16 protein-coding genes are annotated in these 16,388 nt (G+C 67.4%); 12 read left to right on the forward strand and 4 right to left on the reverse strand.

Translation table 11 applies throughout. From position 1 onward, the window contains the following. Positions 1-5 precede the first annotated feature (5 nt). Complete coding sequence (locus tag ACWDTP_RS05225) at positions 6-1,217, forward strand: acyl-CoA dehydrogenase (RefSeq protein ID WP_450017256.1); 1,212 nt, start codon at positions 6-8, stop codon at positions 1,215-1,217. On the opposite strand, the gene ACWDTP_RS05230 is transcribed toward ACWDTP_RS05225, so the two are convergent. Together ACWDTP_RS05230 and ACWDTP_RS05235 are read right to left on the reverse strand one after the other, a co-directional pair. Continuing rightward, positions 1,214-1,558, reverse strand: coding sequence for a cupin domain-containing protein (locus tag ACWDTP_RS05230; protein ID WP_450017258.1), 345 nt, complete (start codon positions 1,556-1,558; stop codon positions 1,214-1,216). The two genes, ACWDTP_RS05225 and ACWDTP_RS05230, sit on opposite strands and share 4 nt — an antisense overlap. 141 nt (positions 1,559-1,699) lie before the next feature. Next, positions 1,700-2,353, reverse strand: coding sequence for an FMN-dependent NADH-azoreductase (locus ACWDTP_RS05235; RefSeq protein WP_450017260.1), 654 nt, complete (start codon positions 2,351-2,353; stop codon positions 1,700-1,702). A gap of 147 nt (positions 2,354-2,500) precedes the next feature. Between ACWDTP_RS05235 and ACWDTP_RS05240 the strand changes: the two genes are divergently transcribed. After that, the gene (locus ACWDTP_RS05240) at positions 2,501-2,935 is read left to right on the forward strand and encodes a winged helix-turn-helix transcriptional regulator (protein WP_450017262.1); all 435 of its coding nucleotides are present in this window, start codon (positions 2,501-2,503) and stop codon (positions 2,933-2,935) included. 56 nt (positions 2,936-2,991) lie between these two features. Here ACWDTP_RS05240 and ACWDTP_RS05245 read toward each other — a convergent pair whose 3' ends face one another. Next, entirely contained in the window at positions 2,992-3,909 is a 918-nt protein-coding gene (locus ACWDTP_RS05245; RefSeq protein WP_450017264.1) for a LysR family transcriptional regulator, read from the reverse strand. Between the two features lie 98 nt (positions 3,910-4,007). Between ACWDTP_RS05245 and ACWDTP_RS05250 the strand changes: the two genes are divergently transcribed. Both ACWDTP_RS05250 and ACWDTP_RS05255 read left to right on the forward strand, forming a co-directional pair. Then, positions 4,008-4,826 (forward strand): acyl-CoA thioesterase domain-containing protein, encoded by an 819-nt coding sequence (locus tag ACWDTP_RS05250; RefSeq protein ID WP_450017266.1) that lies wholly within the window; start codon positions 4,008-4,010, stop codon positions 4,824-4,826. Between the two features lie 36 nt (positions 4,827-4,862). After that, entirely contained in the window at positions 4,863-6,377 is a 1,515-nt protein-coding gene (locus ACWDTP_RS05255) for an FGGY-family carbohydrate kinase (protein WP_450017267.1), read from the forward strand. 21 nt (positions 6,378-6,398) lie between these two features. On the opposite strand, the gene ACWDTP_RS05260 is transcribed toward ACWDTP_RS05255, so the two are convergent. Then, positions 6,399-7,418: a sugar-binding transcriptional regulator gene (locus ACWDTP_RS05260; RefSeq protein ID WP_450017269.1), complete on the reverse strand. Its 1,020-nt coding sequence runs from the start codon at positions 7,416-7,418 to the stop codon at positions 6,399-6,401. Positions 7,419-7,535: 117 nt separating this feature from the next. Here ACWDTP_RS05260 and eltD point away from each other — a divergent pair, with 117 nt between their 5' ends. From eltD to derI1, 8 genes are read left to right on the forward strand one after another with little or no spacing between them, the layout of a single operon-like run. Then, a complete protein-coding gene (gene eltD, locus ACWDTP_RS05265) occupies positions 7,536-8,624 on the forward strand; it encodes an erythritol/L-threitol dehyrogenase (protein WP_450017271.1) in 1,089 nt (362 codons plus the stop codon). 16 nt (positions 8,625-8,640) lie between these two features. Further along, positions 8,641-10,065 carry an extracellular solute-binding protein gene (locus ACWDTP_RS05270; protein WP_450017273.1) on the forward strand — a complete coding sequence of 475 codons (1,425 nt, stop codon included), beginning with the start codon at positions 8,641-8,643 and terminating at the stop codon, positions 10,063-10,065. Positions 10,066-10,076: 11 nt separating this feature from the next. Then, a complete protein-coding gene (locus tag ACWDTP_RS05275) occupies positions 10,077-11,033 on the forward strand; it encodes a carbohydrate ABC transporter permease (protein ID WP_450017275.1) in 957 nt (318 codons plus the stop codon). Positions 11,034-11,037: 4 nt separating this feature from the next. Next, entirely contained in the window at positions 11,038-11,928 is an 891-nt protein-coding gene (locus tag ACWDTP_RS05280) for a carbohydrate ABC transporter permease (protein ID WP_450017277.1), read from the forward strand. Continuing rightward, positions 11,928-13,055 carry an ABC transporter ATP-binding protein gene (locus tag ACWDTP_RS05285; RefSeq protein ID WP_450017279.1) on the forward strand — a complete coding sequence of 376 codons (1,128 nt, stop codon included), beginning with the start codon at positions 11,928-11,930 and terminating at the stop codon, positions 13,053-13,055. Before ACWDTP_RS05280 ends, ACWDTP_RS05285 begins: the two co-directional genes overlap by 1 nt. Beyond that, on the forward strand, positions 13,052-14,182 hold the full coding sequence (locus ACWDTP_RS05290) for an ABC transporter ATP-binding protein (protein WP_450017281.1): 1,131 nt from the start codon (positions 13,052-13,054) through the stop codon (positions 14,180-14,182). Before ACWDTP_RS05285 ends, ACWDTP_RS05290 begins: the two co-directional genes overlap by 4 nt. Then, positions 14,179-15,918, forward strand: a complete 1,740-nt coding sequence (derK, locus tag ACWDTP_RS05295) for a D-erythrulose 4-kinase (RefSeq protein WP_450017283.1) — start codon at positions 14,179-14,181, stop codon at positions 15,916-15,918. The genes ACWDTP_RS05290 and derK overlap by 4 nt, the downstream gene beginning before the upstream one ends. Continuing rightward, entirely contained in the window at positions 15,915-16,385 is a 471-nt protein-coding gene (gene derI1, locus ACWDTP_RS05300; RefSeq protein ID WP_450017285.1) for a D-erythrulose 4-phosphate isomerase DerI1, read from the forward strand. Before derK ends, derI1 begins: the two co-directional genes overlap by 4 nt. Positions 16,386-16,388: the final 3 nt, after the last annotated feature.

Raw genomic sequence — 16,388 nt, forward strand, 5'->3', positions numbered from 1 at the left:
CCGATATGTCCGTAGCAGCCGAGGCCACGGTGGCCCCAACGAGTTCGGCCTCCGACCGGGATGTGCTGGCCGAGATCGGTGCCGACTACCGCCGCAGGCTCGACGAGGGCGGCCACGAACCGCCGACGCTCGGCGTGGAACTGGTGCGCACGCACCGGTTGGGTGCGGTGCGCCTGGCCGCCGAACGCGGTGGCCGCGGGTATTCGACGGCGGAGTTCTTCGATTTCGTGATCGCGCTGGCCGAGGCCGATCCGGACCTGGCCCACATTCTGCGGGTGCACTATTCGGTGGTCGAGGAGCTGCAGCGGGTTCCGCAGCGGCCGGGCAGCGACCGGTGGATCGAGGTGATCGCGCGGGGCGGGCTGATCGGGGGCGTCACCTCCGAGCAGAGCACCCGCGCGGTCGGCGGGCAGACCTACGACACCCAACTGCTGCGCACCGACTCGGGACTGGTCCTGCGCGGGCGGAAGTTCTACAGCACCGGCGCCCAGTTCTCCGACTATCTGCGGGTCAGCGCGCAGGGTGAGGACGGCGCCCCGGTCGCGGCGGTCATCCCGGCCGACCGTGACGGGGTGGTCCATGCCGACGACTGGGACGGCATCGGCCAGCGCCACACCGGCAGCGGCACCACCCTGCTGAACGACGTCGCGGTGCACGCCGACGAACTGTTCGGGCTGGGTACCAGGGTCGGGATCGACCGGGCCCGCGGTGCGCTCGTGCAGTTGTACCTGCACGCCGTCGCGGCCGGAATCCTGCGCGCCCTGGCGGCCGACGCCGCCGCGCTGGTGCGGGGCAGGCACCGCACCTACACCTTCGCCACCGGCGCGAGCCCGACCACCGACCCGCAGCTGTTGCAGGTGGTTGGCGAGATTGACGCGGTGGCCTACGCCGCAACGACATTGGTGCACGGCGCGGCCGACGAGCTGTCCAAGGCGTTGGGGCAGGCCAGGGTAGCGGGGATCGACCCCGGCCTGGAGGACCGGGCGTCGATCGCGGCCGCACGCGTCAAGGTCGCCATCGAGGAGCCGGCGCTGCGGGCGGCGGGACGGATCTTCGACGTCGGGGGAGCGTCGTCGATCCGCGCCACGGCCCACCTCGACCGGCACTGGCGAAATCTGCGAACCCTGTTCTCGCACAACCCGACCGTCTACAAGGCGCGGGTGCTGGGAGATATCGCGGTGAACGGGGCGGCCTTACCCGACAGCGGATTCTTCTAGACGAAGTTCAGCGGGAACAACGAATCGCGACTCTCACCTGCGTTGACGAGGATTACTGTCTTATCTTCGACCGCGGTCTCGGTGTGTTGATCTCCTGCTTCCACGACGTAGAAATCGTTGGCTTTCAACAGGTTCGACTTGCCATTGACGTTCAGTTCGATGACGCCCGCCACAACGAAAATGCGTACGTCGCTCCTGTGGATATGCTTCTCGAACGAATAGCCGACGTCCATTCTGATGAGCTCGCTGTAGGTGTCCGCACCGTTCCACAGGTCACACTCGTCATAGCCCTCGGCGTCGGTACGCCAGTGCCGGTCGCTTTCGGTCACAATCTTTGCCACGATCTGCCATCCTTCTGTTTTCCAGGAACTTACGTTGGATTGAATGACCACCTGGCAGCACCGATGCGCAGGCTGGTCGGAGGTTTACGCTGTTATGGTGGAGCGCTCGTACGACGCGGTTGCCGGTGGCGGCGCCGGTGTTCAGGCGGAGAGGCGGCGAGCCAGGTCCGAACCTGCGGCCTGAGCGTCGCTGAGCCCCTGGTTGCGGGACTGCTCGCCCACCGGGATGAGGTGGTCAAGACCGGGAAGGACGTGGGCCAAAGTCAGCTCGATCACTATGAAGCGGGGCTGCATCCCCAGTAGCGATCCGAGGGCAGATTCCAGATAGTTGATGACGTATTCATGGGATTCGTTGGGAGTGCCCGGGGCATAGGAGCCACCGCGGCTGGCAATGACGGTGACCGGCGTACCGAGGATCTTCGACTCGGTGGTGCTGGACGTGCGGCCTATCAGAATGACGTTGTCGATCCAGGTCTTCAGAGTCGACGGAATTCCGAAGTTGTACATCGGAGCGCCGATCACCACGGCGTCGGCACTCTCCAGCTCGGCGATCAGCGCTTCACGTGCAGCGTGGTTGATGGCCTGAGATTCGCTGCGCTGCTCGGCTGGAATTACTGCGGCCATGTATGCGTCGGCACTGATGTGGGGAACCGGATCGGCGTCGAGATCTCGGTACAGCACTTTGCCTTCTGGGTGCTGTTGCCGCCATGCGTCCACGAACGCCTGGGTAGCGGAGCGTGAGGAAGATGCCTCGCCGCTGAACACGGCCGAATCGAGGTGTAGAAGCGTGCCCATACGGACCTCCTGAAAGGTTGGCTGACAATGATTTTGACGTTGTCTGGACGGTGGTCTGCGGGGACTTCTTCGTTGAGTTCGTCCCGCGACCGAACGCAAAGCTACTATCGTTGTGACAGTAGGTACCTAGAGGAAAGTACGCTGATCGTGACACGCATCACCTTTTCTGATGGCATACCGTCGGTGCGGCAAGAGGCCGTGCTCGCTGATCACATCTGTCCGATCAGCCCGGTGGTAGAGGTGTTGTTCAGCAAATGGACTGCCGCTATCTTGTGGACGTTGACCGAGTCGGGTCAGCAACGTTTCGGCGAGCTTGAAACGCTGATACCGGCCATCACGCCCAAAGTTTTGACGCAACGACTGCGCCAGCTCGAGCGCGACGGGCTGGTGACGCGCACGTTCTACCCCGGGATTCCGCCCCGCGTGGAGTACGCAATCAGCCCTCTGGGTTTGAGTTTGACCACTGTGTTCGGCCAGCTCGTCAAATGGGGCGACGACAACCTGTGGCGAGTCAATGAGGCGCGCGAATCCTACGATCGCGCCCAGGCGCAGCCTGAAAGCCGCGGCCAGCGCCAAAGGTGACAGGCCAAAGGTGACAGAAGGTGTTCGCGCTCATTGTCGAGCTCGGGTCACGACACCTAGGCGGCCTCCGGCCGTGGCCACCCGGGCTGCGGCAGGGGTGCTCCGGCCGGCGGACGCAGCCGGTCGAGCACCATCCGTAGCGGCGGCCAGGTGGACCGGCCGGTGCGGGTGACCGCGTAGGCGGTCAGAACCGGTGTGGCGTCGGCCAGTTCGCGAACCTTGACCGCGCCGCAGGTCGGCCGGCCAAGGGGCAGCAGGCCGACGCCGTATCCGCCGGCGATGAGGTCCTCGACCAGGTCCAGGCTGTCGATCTGATGAGCGATGCGAGGGATGAAGCCGGCCATCGCGGCCATGGTGCGCACGGCGTCCTCGTCGGCGGTGTTGCGGGAGTTGACGATCCACGTCGTGGTGGCGAAGTCGGCGACCCGGGCCGGTGCGTCCGGGGAGTCCGCCGGAACGCCGAGACCCCATGGGATCGACCACAGCGCGGTGGTCTCAAGGGCAGGTTCGAGTGCGGCCGGCGCCAGGTTGTAGTCGTAGCTCAGCGCGAGATCGAGTTCGTCGTCGGTGAGCAGTTCGAATGCTTCGAGGGGTTCGTACTCGCTGATGACGAACCCGACCTTGGGGAAGCGTTCGGACAGCTCCGCGATGATCGGGAGCAGCGACACCCGGATACCGGTGGCGAAACCGCCGACGCGCACCGTGCCGCTCGGTTCGGCTTCCGGGTCCAGATCGAGCCGGGCGGCCTCGACGGCGGCAAGGATCGTGACGGCGTGATCGGCCAGCCGCAGCCCCGCCGGGGTCAGCCGGACCCGCCTGCCGTCCGGCTCGATGAGCTGCGTGCCGACCTCCTTGGCCAGCGCGGCGATCTGCTGGGAGACCGTGGAGGTGGTCAGGTGGTTCACCTCGGCGACGGCCCGCATCGAGCCCAGCCGCGACAAGGCCAGCAGCAACCGCAGGCGACGGGTGTTCATGGCGGCCATTGAACACCACATTGTCCGGCAATCGCGGACGATCGTGGCGAATTGTCTGCAGTTATGTGAATAGTTAGCCGGTGTGCGACGATGCGCCGATGACCGAGGTTGCGGCCCATTTCGTCCAGTCCGACGCGGACCGGTTCCAGCCGACCCGCTTCGCCCAGAGCCACTGGGGTGAGGACCATCTCAACGGCCCCGCGATGGTAGGCCTCGCGGCGCGGGCGCTTGAGACGTCGTTCGGTCTGCCGGAGTTCCTGCCGGCCCGGCTGACCGTCGACCTGTTCAAGGCGGCCCGCGGCGTGCCGACGACGACCAAGGTGGCGCTGATCCGCGACGGCAGGCGGGTACGCAACTCCGAATGCGAACTGGTACAGGACGGTGTGACGGTCGCGCGCGCGACGCTGGTGCAGTACCGGCGGTCGGCGGCCCCGCCCGGTGCGGAATGGGTCGCGGCGACGCCGTTCACACCGCCCGCCGACCTCGACGACGACCGCAGGACCTACATCGGCAGCGACAGCGGCGGATGGACCGGGGCCATCGCCGATCACCAGAACGCGTCGCGCAAACGGTTCATGAACCGCACCATCACCGTCGTGGAGGGCAGGCCGAACTCGCCGTTCGTCCGGGCGGCGATGGCCGCCGAGGGCACCAGCCTGGTCACCAACCTGGGAACCAGGGGGGTCGGCTACATCAACGGCGACCTCACCGTGGCGTTGTCCCGGCTGCCGCAGGACGAGTGGATCGGGGTGCAGGCCGATTCCCATTGGGCGGCCGAGGGAGTGGCGGTCGGCGCGGCCACGTTGTTCGACGGGGCCGGGGCGTTCGGCACCGGGGTGGTGACCGCGGTGAGTAACCCGGCCGCCCAGATCGACTTTGCCAACGACCCGTTCCCCGATCGCACCGCACCGAGGTGACACCGACGCCGGGGGCCACGTCGTAGGGTGGTCGGCGTGGACCTGCTGCTCGGCATCGATATGGGAACGGGGAGCACCAAGGGCGTCCTCGTCGACGGTTCGGGATCGGTGATTGCCACCGAGACCATCGCGCACTCGATGGATCTGCCCCGGCCCGGATGGGCCGAGGTCGACGCGGAGCAGCTCTGGTGGCGCGAGATTTGCCAGATCGGCGCGGCGCTGATGGCGCGGATGCCGAGCGGCGGTGTGCTCGCGGGCATGTGCGTCAGTGGAGTCGGGCCCTGCCTGGTGTTGTGCGACGACGATCTGCGACCGTTGCGCCCGGCCATCCTGTACGGCATCGACACCAGGGCATCCGAAGAGATCGATTCGCTGACCGCCGAGTTCGGCGAGGACCGGATCCTGGAGCGGGCCGGCACCCTGCTGTCCAGTCAGGCCGTCGGCCCCAAGCTGGAATGGGTGCGCCGCCACGAACCCGCGGTCTTCGAGCGGGCCACCGGCTGGTACGGGTCGAACTCCTACATCGCGGCCAAGCTGACCGGCGAGTACGTGATGGACCACCACACCGCGAGCCAGTGCGATCCGCTCTACGCGACCCGCGAGTTCGGTTGGAATCTGCCCTGGGCCCAACGGATCTGTGGCCACCTTCCGCTGCCGCGGCTGGTCTGGCCCAGTGATGTGGTGGGAACGGTCACGGCGCGGGCCGCGGCGGCCACCGGGATCCCGGCGGGCACCCCGGTGGCCGCGGGGACCGTCGACGCCTACTCCGAAGCCTTCTCGGTCGGGGTGCGCAGGCCCGGCGATCAGATGCTGATGTACGGCTCGACGATGTTTCTGGTCCAGGTGATCGCCGAGTACCACAGCGATCCGGCGCTGTGGACCACGGCAGGCGTCGAACGCGACACGCTGGCCCTGGCCGCGGGGACGTCGACGGCGGGCAGTCTGATCAACTGGCTGCAGACGGTCACCGGCGGCGCGCCGTTCGACGAATTGATGGCCGAGGCCCGCCAGGTCCCACCGGGCAGCGAGGGCCTGCTGGTGTTGCCGTATCTGGCGGGGGAGCGCACCCCGGTCTTCGATCCGCAGGCCCGCGGGGTCCTCGCCGGGCTGACCCTGCGGCACGGTCGCGGGCATCTGTTCCGGGCTGCCTACGAAGGGATTTCGTTCGGCATCCGCCAGATCCTGGAGCGTTTCGACGACGCCCACACCGGCAACCGGACCGTCGCGGTGGGCGGCGGTTTGCGCAGCCCGGTCTGGGCGCAGGCGCTCAGCGATATCACCGGCCGCACCCAGTTGGTCCCCGAGCAGGGGATCGGAGCCAGCTACGGCGATGCCCTGCTGGCCGCGATCGGAGTCGGTCTGGTTCCGGCGGACACCGATTGGGCCAAGATCGCCAGGGAGATCAAACCCGACACCCGCTACCGCGGTCTGTATGACGACCTGTACGCGACCTGGCGCGAGTTGTATCCGGCCACCAGGGACCAGGTGCACCGGCTGGCCGGCCCACATGTCGAATTCGACGAAAGTGCGGCAAAACCGCACGCCGAGTGACGTTTTCGTCGAACTCGAGGATTACGAGGACTCGGCGTACTCGATGAGGGCGGCGGCCGTCGCCGGATCGGTGACCAGCTGGTTGAAATATCCGCCGCGCGCGCCCGCGACGATCGACTCCACCTTGTCCTTGCCGATCGCCACCGCGATCGACACCGGAACATGGCGCAGCGCTTCGAGTTCCACCGCGATGAGCTGCTCGCTGCCGTCGAACTCCACGGCGTCCCCGGACCGGTCGAAGAACCGCGAGCACACGTCGCCCACCGCGGACCGCAGCGAGTCGGACTCGGTCGGCACGAACCGGGGGATGTCGGAACGCATCAGGGGCGGCGCCCCGACCCCCATCAGGGCGCACCGTGCGCGCGGCCACAGGTGCAGGACCCGCTGGATGCTCGGGTCGTTGATCAGCGACGGATACAGATCGGGCCCCGGCAGGGCCGGCGCGAACAGGTAGTTGGGCCTGCCGCCGATCCGGTTGGCGACCAGCCGGGTGATCTCGTTGGTCTGGTACCACTCCTCGGGCTGGTCGTTGCCGCCGACCGTCGGTGCCACCTGGACGCCGGGCAGACCGACCATGTCGTACTGGGCGACCTCGTACACGGTGCGGCCCGAGGACACCAGCAGCACATCGCCCGGCAGCAGTCCGGCCGCGCCGAGGGCCCGGCCCACCGCCGGTGCCAGTGCGGCGCCCATGACGTCGACGTGCGTTCGCCCCGGGCCGGGATTCGGCAGGGGATGGCTGAGGAACACCGTGTTCAGCGAGAGCGCCCGGGTTAGCTGAGCGGCGATATCGCCAGAACCGAGCTCGTCCGGCGGCACCACTTCGATCCGGACGATGCCCCGTCGCTTCGCTTCTGACAGCAGGCGACTCACCGTGGCCCGGCTGGTGCCGAGCTGGCCGGCGACATCGGCCTGGGTGGCGTCCTCGTGGTAATAGAGCTTTGCCGCCGCGTACAGGAGCGAGGCCGGGAAGTGACCGGATTCGGCGTCCCCCTGGCCGTCGGCACCGCTCGGGGACGTGGGCTGCGCGGACCGGGACACGCCATCGAGTATGGCACTGAACATCTGTTCTCGGTCAATATTTCCTGAACAGATGTTCTGGACATATGTGCATGGGTTGGTTAGTGTGACTGCAACCACAGTTCGAAAGGTGCACGCATGTCCGGTCAGATCCCCGAAAAGATGCAGGCAGTGGTCTGTCACGGCCCGCACGACTACCGGCTCGAGGAGGTCGCGGTACCGCAGCGCGGCCCCGGCGAGGCGCTGATCCGCGTCGAAGCGGTCGGTATCTGCGCCAGCGATCTGAAGTGCTACCACGGCGCGGCGAAGTTCTGGGGCGACGAGAACCGGCCGGCCTGGGCCGAGACCATGGTCATCCCGGGCCACGAGTTCGTCGGGCGCGTCATCGAACTCGACGACGACGCGGCCGCCCGGTGGGGCATCGCGGTCGGTGACCGGGTGGTCTCCGAGCAGATCGTGCCGTGCTGGGAGTGCCGGTTCTGCAAGCGCGGCCAGTACCACATGTGCCAGCCGCACGACCTGTACGGGTTCAAGCGGCGCACCCCCGGCGCGATGGCCAGCTACATGGTGTACCCGGCAGAAGCCCTGGTGCACAAGGTGTCCGCCGATATGCCGCCGGCCCACGCGGCATTCGCCGAACCGTTGTCCTGTGCGCTGCACGCCGTCGAGCGGGCCCAGATCAGCTTCGAGGACACCGTGGTGGTTGCCGGGTGCGGCCCGATCGGTCTCGGCATGGTCGCCGGGGCCAAGTCCAAGAACCCGATGCGGGTGATCGCGCTGGACATGGAGCCCGAAAAACTCAAGCTCGCCGAGCAGTGCGGCGCGGATCTGACCATCAACATCGCCGAGCAGAATGCGGAGGAGATCGTCAAGGGCCTCACCGACGGCTACGGCGCCGACGTCTACCTGGAGGGCACCGGCCACACGTCGGCCGTCCCACAGGGGCTGAATCTGCTGCGCAAGCTCGGCCGCTACGTGGAGTACGGGGTGTTCGGCAGCGATGCCACGGTGGACTGGAGCATCATCAGCGACGACAAGGAACTCGATGTGCTCGGCGCCCACCTCGGCCCGTACTGCTGGCCCGCCGCGATCAAGCTGATCGAGTCCGGCATCCTGCCGATGGATCGGATCTGCACCCACCAACTGCCCCTCACCGAATTCCAGAAAGGCCTGGACCTGGTGGCCAGTGGGAAGGAATCGGTCAAGGTCTCCCTGATCCCGGCATAGCGAAGGCGACACCGCAATGATGCGAGATTCACAGCCGCAGCGGCAGCTGTCGCGGCGAAACATGTTGGCCGCCATGGGTCTGGCCGGGGCCGCGGCGGTCAGCCTCCCGGTGCTGTCGGCCTGCGGCGTCGGTGGCCGAAGCAGCGCCCCGAACGGGGCGTCGGAGGTCGGCGGCGGATTCGACTGGCGCAAGGCCGCCGGCTCGACCATCAACATCCTGCAGACACCACACCCCTACCAGCTGTCGTATCAGCCGCTGCTCAAGGAGTTCACCGAGCTCACCGGGATCACGGTCAACGTCGACCTGGTACCGGAAGCGGACTACTACACCAAGCTCAACACCGAGCTCGCCGGCGGCTCCGGCAAACACGACGCGTTCATGCTCGGTGCCTACTTCATCTGGCAGTACGGGCCGCCGGGGTGGATCGAGGACCTTGGCCCGTGGCTGCAGAACACCTCGGCCACCGGCGACGAGTACGACTTCGAGGACATCTTCGACGGCCTGCGCACCTCCACCCGGTGGGATTTCCAGACCGGCAACCCGTTGGGCACCGGGGGTCAGCTGGCCATCCCGTGGGGCTTCGAGAACAACGTGGTCGCCTACAACAAGGCCTATTTCGACCGCAGGGGCATCACCCGGCTGCCGGACAACTTCGACGATTTCATCCAGCTGGCGGTCGATCTCACCGATCGCTCGGAGAACCGGTACGGCATCGCGACCCGCGGGTCGAAGTCGTGGGCGACCATCCACCCCGGCTTCATGACGCAGTACAGCCGCGAGGGTGCGGTGGACTACACGTTCGACGGTTCGGACCTGATCGCCGAGATGGACAGCGACACGGCCATCGAATTCACCCGCAAGTGGATCGAGATGCAGCACAAGGCCGGACCGACGTCCTGGACCACCTACGACTATCCCAACGCCACCGGCGATCTCGGTGACGGGACCGCGATGATGGTCTACGACGCCGACAGCGCCACATACCCGAAGAACAAGCCGGGCGCCAGCAAGGAAGCGGGCAACCTCGGCTGGTACGCGGGACCGGCCGGGCCGGACGGCAACTACAAGACCAACCTGTGGACATGGTGCTGGGCGATGAGCGCCAACTCCCGCAACAAGCTGCCGGCCTGGCTGTTCATCCAGTGGGCCACTGGCAAGGATTCGATGAGCAAGGCCGTCGAGGGTGGTACGTACGCGGATCCGGTGCGAAAGTCGGTGTTCGACAACACCTTCAAACGGGTCGCGGCCGACCAGTTCGGCTACCTCGAGGCGTTCGAGACCGTGATCGGGGAATCGAAGATCCAGTTCACCCCGCAGAAGAAGTTCTTCGACACCACCCAGAACTGGGCGGTGGCGTTGCAGGACATCTACGGCGGAGACGACGCCGCGTCCCGGCTGCGCAGCCTGGCCAAGACCAACACCTCCAAGGTCAACCTCTAGGAGCCGGCGATATGACCACGCAGACATCCAACGCTCCGGGGGACACATCCGAGCGGGCCGCCGAGCGGGCCGCGCAGTCCCCGCCGCAGGTACCGGCCTGGCGCCGCAAGCTGCGGCCCTACCTGCTCTCGGTCCCGGCGGTCGTGATCGTGATCGGCATCCTCTACCCGTTCTTCGTGGGTGCCTACTACGCCTTCCTCAACTACGCGGCGGTCAACCCCGATCCGTATTTCGTCTGGTTCGAGAATTTCAAATCCGTTCTCGGTGACCAGGTTTTCTGGCAGAGCGTCAAGGTCACCGGCATCTTCGCCGTGGTCGCCACGGTGATCGAAACCGTGATCGGCGTCGGGCTGGCCCTGCTGCTCAACCGGTCGTCGATCATCGGCAGGATCTTCGAGAAGGTGCTGATCCTGCCGCTGATGATTGCCCCGGTGATCGCCGGCGTGATCTGGAAACTGATGTTCAATCCGCAGTTCGGCATCCTCAACCATGTGCTGGGGCTGGGCAATACCTTCGACTGGTTGTCCTCGACCAACGCGCTGTGGTCGGTGATCCTGGTGGACCTGTGGATCTTCACCCCGTTCGTGGCGATCCTGGTGCTGGCCGGAATCCGGTCGCTGCCCAGGGAGCCCTTCGAGGCGTCGGAGGTGGACGGTGCCAGCTGGTTCTACATGTTCCGCAAACTGATGCTGCCGATGCTGTGGCCCTACATCCTGGTCGCGGTCATCTTCCGGTTCATGGACAACCTCAAGGTGTTCGACCACATCTACGTCCTGACCGCGGGCGGTCCCGGTGTCGCGACCCGCACACTGCAGATCGGCGCGTTCGAGGACTCGATCATCAACCTGGACTACTCCCGCGGCAGCACCTACATGCTGCTGCTGTGGGTCATCGTGTTCATTACCGCGCGCTATCTGGTCAGCGTGCTGGGCAAGGCGCAGCGACGGGCTGCCGGAGCGGAAGTTTAAGGCCATGGCCGTCAAGAAAACACTGTTCAGTAGAGCCGAACTGTCTCCCGGCCAGAAGCGGCTGTCGATCGGGTCGGTGGCCGCCGATGTGGGCGTGGTGATCTGGTTCATCTTCTCGTTGTTCCCGATCTTCTGGATGTTGATGCTGGCGCTCAAGAACGCCGAGGAACAGACCAGCACGTACTTCTCGTTCAGCCCCACCTGGTCGAACTTCGCCACCGTGCTCTCCGACAAGGGCACCCAGATGACCAGCGTCGACTTCAAGGCGTCGCTGCTCACCAGCCTGCTCAACTGCGGTGGCGCGGTGATCGTCTCGCTGGTGATCGGCATCCCGGCCGCCTACGCGGCGGGGCGCTGGCAGTACAAGGGCAGCAATGACCTGATGTTCACCATGCTGTCGTTCCGGTTCGCACCCGAACTCATGGTGATCGTGCCGCTGTTCGTGATCTACAACCAGATCGGGCTGTTCGACACCAAGGTCGGCATGATCTGGGTGCTGCAGCTGGTCACCATGCCGCTGGTGGTGTGGATCCTGCGGTCTTACTTCCAGGACCTGCCCGAGGACCTCGAGCAGGCCGCGCTGCTCGACGGCTACACCCGCCGCAGGGCGTTCCTCATGGTGGCGCTGCCGATCGTGCGACCGGGGATCGCGGCCGCGGCCCTGCTGGCGTTCATCTTCGCGTGGAACAACTACGTGTTCCCGCTGATTCTCGCCGACAGCAATGCCGGCACGGTGACCGTCGCGATCACCAAGTTCCTCGGCGGCGGCGGGCAGGCCTACTACAACCTGACCGCCGCGGCCGCCATCATCGCCGCGCTGCCCCCGCTGATCCTGGCTTTGACCATTCAGCGGTATCTGGTGCGCGGCCTGTCGTTCGGGGCGGTGAAGGCCTGATGTCCTCCGTATCGATCGCCGACGTGCACAAGTCGTTCGGCAAAACCAAAGCGGTGAACGGGGTGTCGGTGGACATCGCCGACGGTGAGTTCTTCGTCATCCTCGGGCCCAGTGGGGCCGGTAAGACCACCACGCTGAAATCGGTGGCCGGGCTGGTCGACATCGATGCCGGTTCGGTGCACATCGGCGGTACCGACGTCACCCGGGTGGAGCCCTATCATCGCAACGTCGCGATGGCCTTCGAAAGCTACGCGCTCTACCCGCAGAAGACCGTCGCGGAGAACCTGGCCTCGCCGCTCAAATCGGGGCGCACCGGCAGCTACTCCGACGCCCAGCGCGCCGAGCGCATCGACCAGGTCACTACCACTCTCGGAATCAACCACCTGCAGAAGCGATTCCCGCGCGAGCTGTCCAACGGCCAGCGCCAGCGGGTCGCGCTGGGGCGGGTGCTGGTGCGGCCCGCCGACATCTATCTGCTCGACGAACCGCTCAGCCACCTCGACGCCAAACTGCGTGCGGCGATGCGGGCCGAACTCAAACAGCTCGGCGCCATGAGCAGCACCACCACGATCTATGTCACCCACGACTACCAGGAGGCCCTGGCGCTCGGTGACCGGATCGCGGTGATGCGCGAGGGCTCCCTGGTGCAGATCGGCACCCCCGAGGAGATCTGGCGCCGACCGGCCGACACCTTCGTCGCCAAGGCGCTCGGGCAGCCCGAGATCAACCTGCTCGACGGTGTGGTCGACGACGGCCGGGTACGGCTCGGCAGCGCCGACGGCGCAGGGGCGTTCGACCTCGCGGTGCCTGCCGGGGTCGAATGCGGGCGTGGTGAGCGGGTGCGGGTCGGTTTGCGGCCCTGCGACATCCACGTCACACCCGACGCAGGCACGTTGCGGGGCCGGGTGCTGCTGGCCGAACGGCTTGGCCGTAACGTCGAGTTGACCGTCGACGTCGCGGGCACCCAGCTGATCGTGCTGGCCTCCGGGCGCGAAGGGGTCGGGGAGGGTGCGGACGTGAGTCTCTCGGTCGCCGAACCCGATATCCACCTGTTCGCCGCGGGCACCGGAGACACCCCGAGGCTGGGCCGGGCCGAACATGATTCCGCATTGGAGGCAGCGCAGTGACGACGACGGTGACGGCACCGAAGCAGACCGGCACGGCGCAGAGCCTGACCCTGACCGACCTGGTGAAGACGTACTCGTCGCGGGGCCGGGAGAGCTTCCAGGCCGTCAAGGGCATCGATATGGCGATCGAACCGGGAGAGCTGGTGGCGCTGCTCGGCCCGTCCGGATGCGGTAAGACCACCACACTTCGGATGATCGCCGGGCTTGAGACGGTGACCAGTGGCTCGATCAGGATCGGCGAGCGCGAGGTGTCACAGCTGCCCGCGGCCAAACGCGGAATCGGGGTCGGCTTCGAGAGCTACGCGCTGTATCCGCCGATGTCGGTGCGGGAGAACCTGCTCTACGGGCTCAAGGCCCGCAAGGTCAAGGGCGCCGAACAGCTGGTGGCCTCGATCAGCAGCCGGCTCGAGATGGACGACATGCTGGAGCTGCGGCCGGCCGGCCTGTCCAGCGGCCAGAAACAGCGGGTCGCGCTGGCCCGGGCGCTGGTGCGCAACCCGCCGGTGCTGCTGCTCGACGAGCCGCTGAGCCACCTGGACGCGTCCGCCCGGCAGCGGGTGCGCCGCGAACTCAAGGTCCTGCAACGCGAATTCGGCTACACCACGATCGTCGTCACCCACGACCAGGTGGAGGCGCTGTCACTGGCCGACCGGCTCGCGGTGATGGATGCCGGCGTGGTGCAGCAGTTCGGCACGCCCGACGAGGTGTTCGACGATCCGGCCAACCTGTTCGTGGCGCAGTTCGTCGGTGAACCGCAGATCAATGTCCTGCACGGCACCGCACGCGTCGAGGGCGGCCGGACCAGGGTCGAAATCGGCTCTGGCGCAGGGGCACTCGACACCACCGTGACCGGGGTGGCGGACGGGACCAGGGTCTCGGTGGGGATCCGGCCCCAGGACTGCGCGCTGCGGACCGACGGCGGCGAAGGTGTCTCGGCCACCGTGGCCTACTTCGAGCACCTGCTCGAGTTCGGGCTGGCGACCAGCACGGTCGCCGGCGCGGAGGAGGGCATCGTGGTGCAGACGCCCGCCGCCGAAAGCTACGAACCCGAGCAGCAGGTCGTCGTGACGGCGCCGGCCGAGCGGGTCTATCTGTTCGACGTCGATTCGGGGGAGCGGTTGCGATGACCAAGCTGTTCAACGATCCGGCCCGGTTCACCGAGGACATGCTGGTGGGCTTCCTGGACGCCAATGCCCGCCACGTCGCCGGTGTTCCCGGCGGGGTGGTGCGGGCCCACCGGACCCGGCCCGGCAAGGTCGCGGTGGTGATCGGTGGTGGGTCGGGCCACTATCCGGCGTTCTGCGGCACCGTCGGACCGGGTTTCGCCGACGGCGCGGTCGTGGGCAACATCTTCACCTCACCCTCGGCCGAGGAGGCCGCCTCGGTGGCCCGGGCCGCGCACGGCGACGCCGGTGTGCTGCTCACCACCGGGAACTATGCCGGTGATGTGATGAACTTCGGGCTGGCCGTCACCCAGCTGCGCGCTGAGGGCATCGACGCGCACTACTTCGCCGTCACCGACGACGTCGCCAGCGCCGAGCGTGGCCAGGAGGACAAACGGCGCGGTATCGCAGGCGATTTCACGGTGTTCAAATGCGCGTCGGCGGCGGCCGAGGAGGGTCTCGACCTGGCCGGTGTGGTCCGGGTGGCCGAAGCCGCCAACGCCGCCACCCGCACGCTCGGCGTGGCCTTCGACGGCTGCACACTTCCGGGCGCCGATCACCCGCTGTTCACCGTGCCGGACGGGCACATGGGTCTCGGGCTGGGAATCCACGGTGAGCCGGGCGTGGCCGACGAGGCGATGCCGACCGCGGCGGGCCTGGCCGCCACCCTGGTTGACGGGGTGCTTGGGGACCGGCCCGACGCACCGGAGAAACGAATCGCGGTGATCCTCAACGGCCTTGGCCGCACCAAATACGAGGAACTGTTCGTGGTGTGGGGTGAGGTGGCCCGCCTGCTGCGTGAACGCGGGTACACCGTGGTCGAGCCGGAGGTGGGTGAGCTGGTCACCAGCCTGGACATGGCCGGGTGCTCGCTGACCGTGATGTGGCTCGACGAGGAGCTGGAGCGGTACTGGACCGCGCCCGCAGACACCCCGGCTTACAAGAAGGGCGCCGCCGCTGACCCCGGGTCGGGTCAGTTGCGCTCCGGCGAGGACGTCGAGGGCACAACGGCGGTACCGGATCTGGCGGAGCTCGCCGACGATGACGGCCGGAACGGGGCGCGACTGGCCGCACGGGCCCTCACCGCGATGGCCGAGGAGCTCGCCGGCGCCGAGGACGAACTCGGCCGCATCGACGCGATCGCCGGCGACGGCGACCACGGACGCGGCATGGTGAAGGGGTCGTCCGCGGCCCGCGACGCCGCGGCCGCCGCCGTCGACGATGGGGCCGGGCAGGGCTCGGTGCTGACGGCGGCCGGAAAGGCCTGGGCCGCCAAGGCCGGCGGCACCTCCGGAGTGCTGTGGGGCGCCCTGCTGAGCGCACTGGGCACCCGCCTCGGCGACACCGGCCGCCCCGGGGGTGGCGACATCGCCGCCGGAATGCGCGACGGTTACGACGCGTTGGTGCGGTTGGGTGGCGCCGCGCCGGGCGACAAGACCATGCTCGACGCGCTGCTGCCCTTCGTCGAGGACTTGGAACGGCGGGTATCGGACGGCCAGGCCTGGCAGGACGGCTGGCGCGCGGCCGCCGAAGTCGCCACCGAGGCCGCCCGTGCGACAGCGGATCTGCGCCCGAAGGTGGGCCGGGCCAGACCGCTGGCTGACCGCAGCGTCGGCACCCCCGATGCCGGCGCCACCTCACTCGCCTTGTGCGCGCGCACCGTCGGCACCATATTCACCGAATCAGGAGACAACTCATGACCAGCCATCCGAAACTGCGTATCGTCGTCGGCTCCGACGATGCGGGCTACGACTACAAAGAGGCGCTCAAAGGCGATCTGACCGCCGACGATCGGGTGACCGAGGTCATCGATGTCGGGGTCGGCGCCGACGAGGACACCGCCTACCCGCATGTCGCCGTCGCCGCGGCCCGGTTGGTGGCGGACGGGAAGGCCGACCGTGCGCTGCTGGTGTGCGGCACCGGGCTGGGGGTGGCGATCAGCGCCAACAAGGTTCCCGGCATTCGCGCCGTGACCGCGCACGACGGTTTCTCGGTGGAACGGTCGGTGCTGTCCAACAACGCGCAGGTGTTGTGTTTTGGTCAGCGGGTGGTGGGGCTGGAACTGGCCCGCCGGCTGGCCCGCGAATGGCTGGGCTACGAATTCGACCCGGCGAGCAAGTCCGCGGACAAGGTCGAAGCCATCTGCGGCTACGAACCAGCCCAGTAGCCG

It is taken from the genome of Mycobacterium sp. NPDC003449 (assembly GCF_053588415.1).

Coding starts and splice junctions, on each gene's coding strand:
- ACWDTP_RS05280 (WP_450017277.1), top strand. CDS start 11,038: ATGGCCGTCAAGAAAACACTGTTCAGTAGAGCCGAACTGTCTCCCGGC.
- ACWDTP_RS05235 (WP_450017260.1), bottom strand. CDS start 2,353: ATGGGCACGCTTCTACACCTCGATTCGGCCGTGTTCAGCGGCGAGGCA.
- ACWDTP_RS05245 (WP_450017264.1), bottom strand. CDS start 3,909: ATGAACACCCGTCGCCTGCGGTTGCTGCTGGCCTTGTCGCGGCTGGGC.
- ACWDTP_RS05225 (WP_450017256.1), top strand. CDS start 6: ATGTCCGTAGCAGCCGAGGCCACGGTGGCCCCAACGAGTTCGGCCTCC.
- ACWDTP_RS05270 (WP_450017273.1), top strand. CDS start 8,641: ATGATGCGAGATTCACAGCCGCAGCGGCAGCTGTCGCGGCGAAACATG.
- derI1 (WP_450017285.1), top strand. CDS start 15,915: ATGACCAGCCATCCGAAACTGCGTATCGTCGTCGGCTCCGACGATGCG.
- ACWDTP_RS05285 (WP_450017279.1), top strand. CDS start 11,928: ATGTCCTCCGTATCGATCGCCGACGTGCACAAGTCGTTCGGCAAAACC.
- ACWDTP_RS05250 (WP_450017266.1), top strand. CDS start 4,008: ATGACCGAGGTTGCGGCCCATTTCGTCCAGTCCGACGCGGACCGGTTC.
- eltD (WP_450017271.1), top strand. CDS start 7,536: ATGTCCGGTCAGATCCCCGAAAAGATGCAGGCAGTGGTCTGTCACGGC.
- derK (WP_450017283.1), top strand. CDS start 14,179: ATGACCAAGCTGTTCAACGATCCGGCCCGGTTCACCGAGGACATGCTG.
- ACWDTP_RS05275 (WP_450017275.1), top strand. CDS start 10,077: ATGACCACGCAGACATCCAACGCTCCGGGGGACACATCCGAGCGGGCC.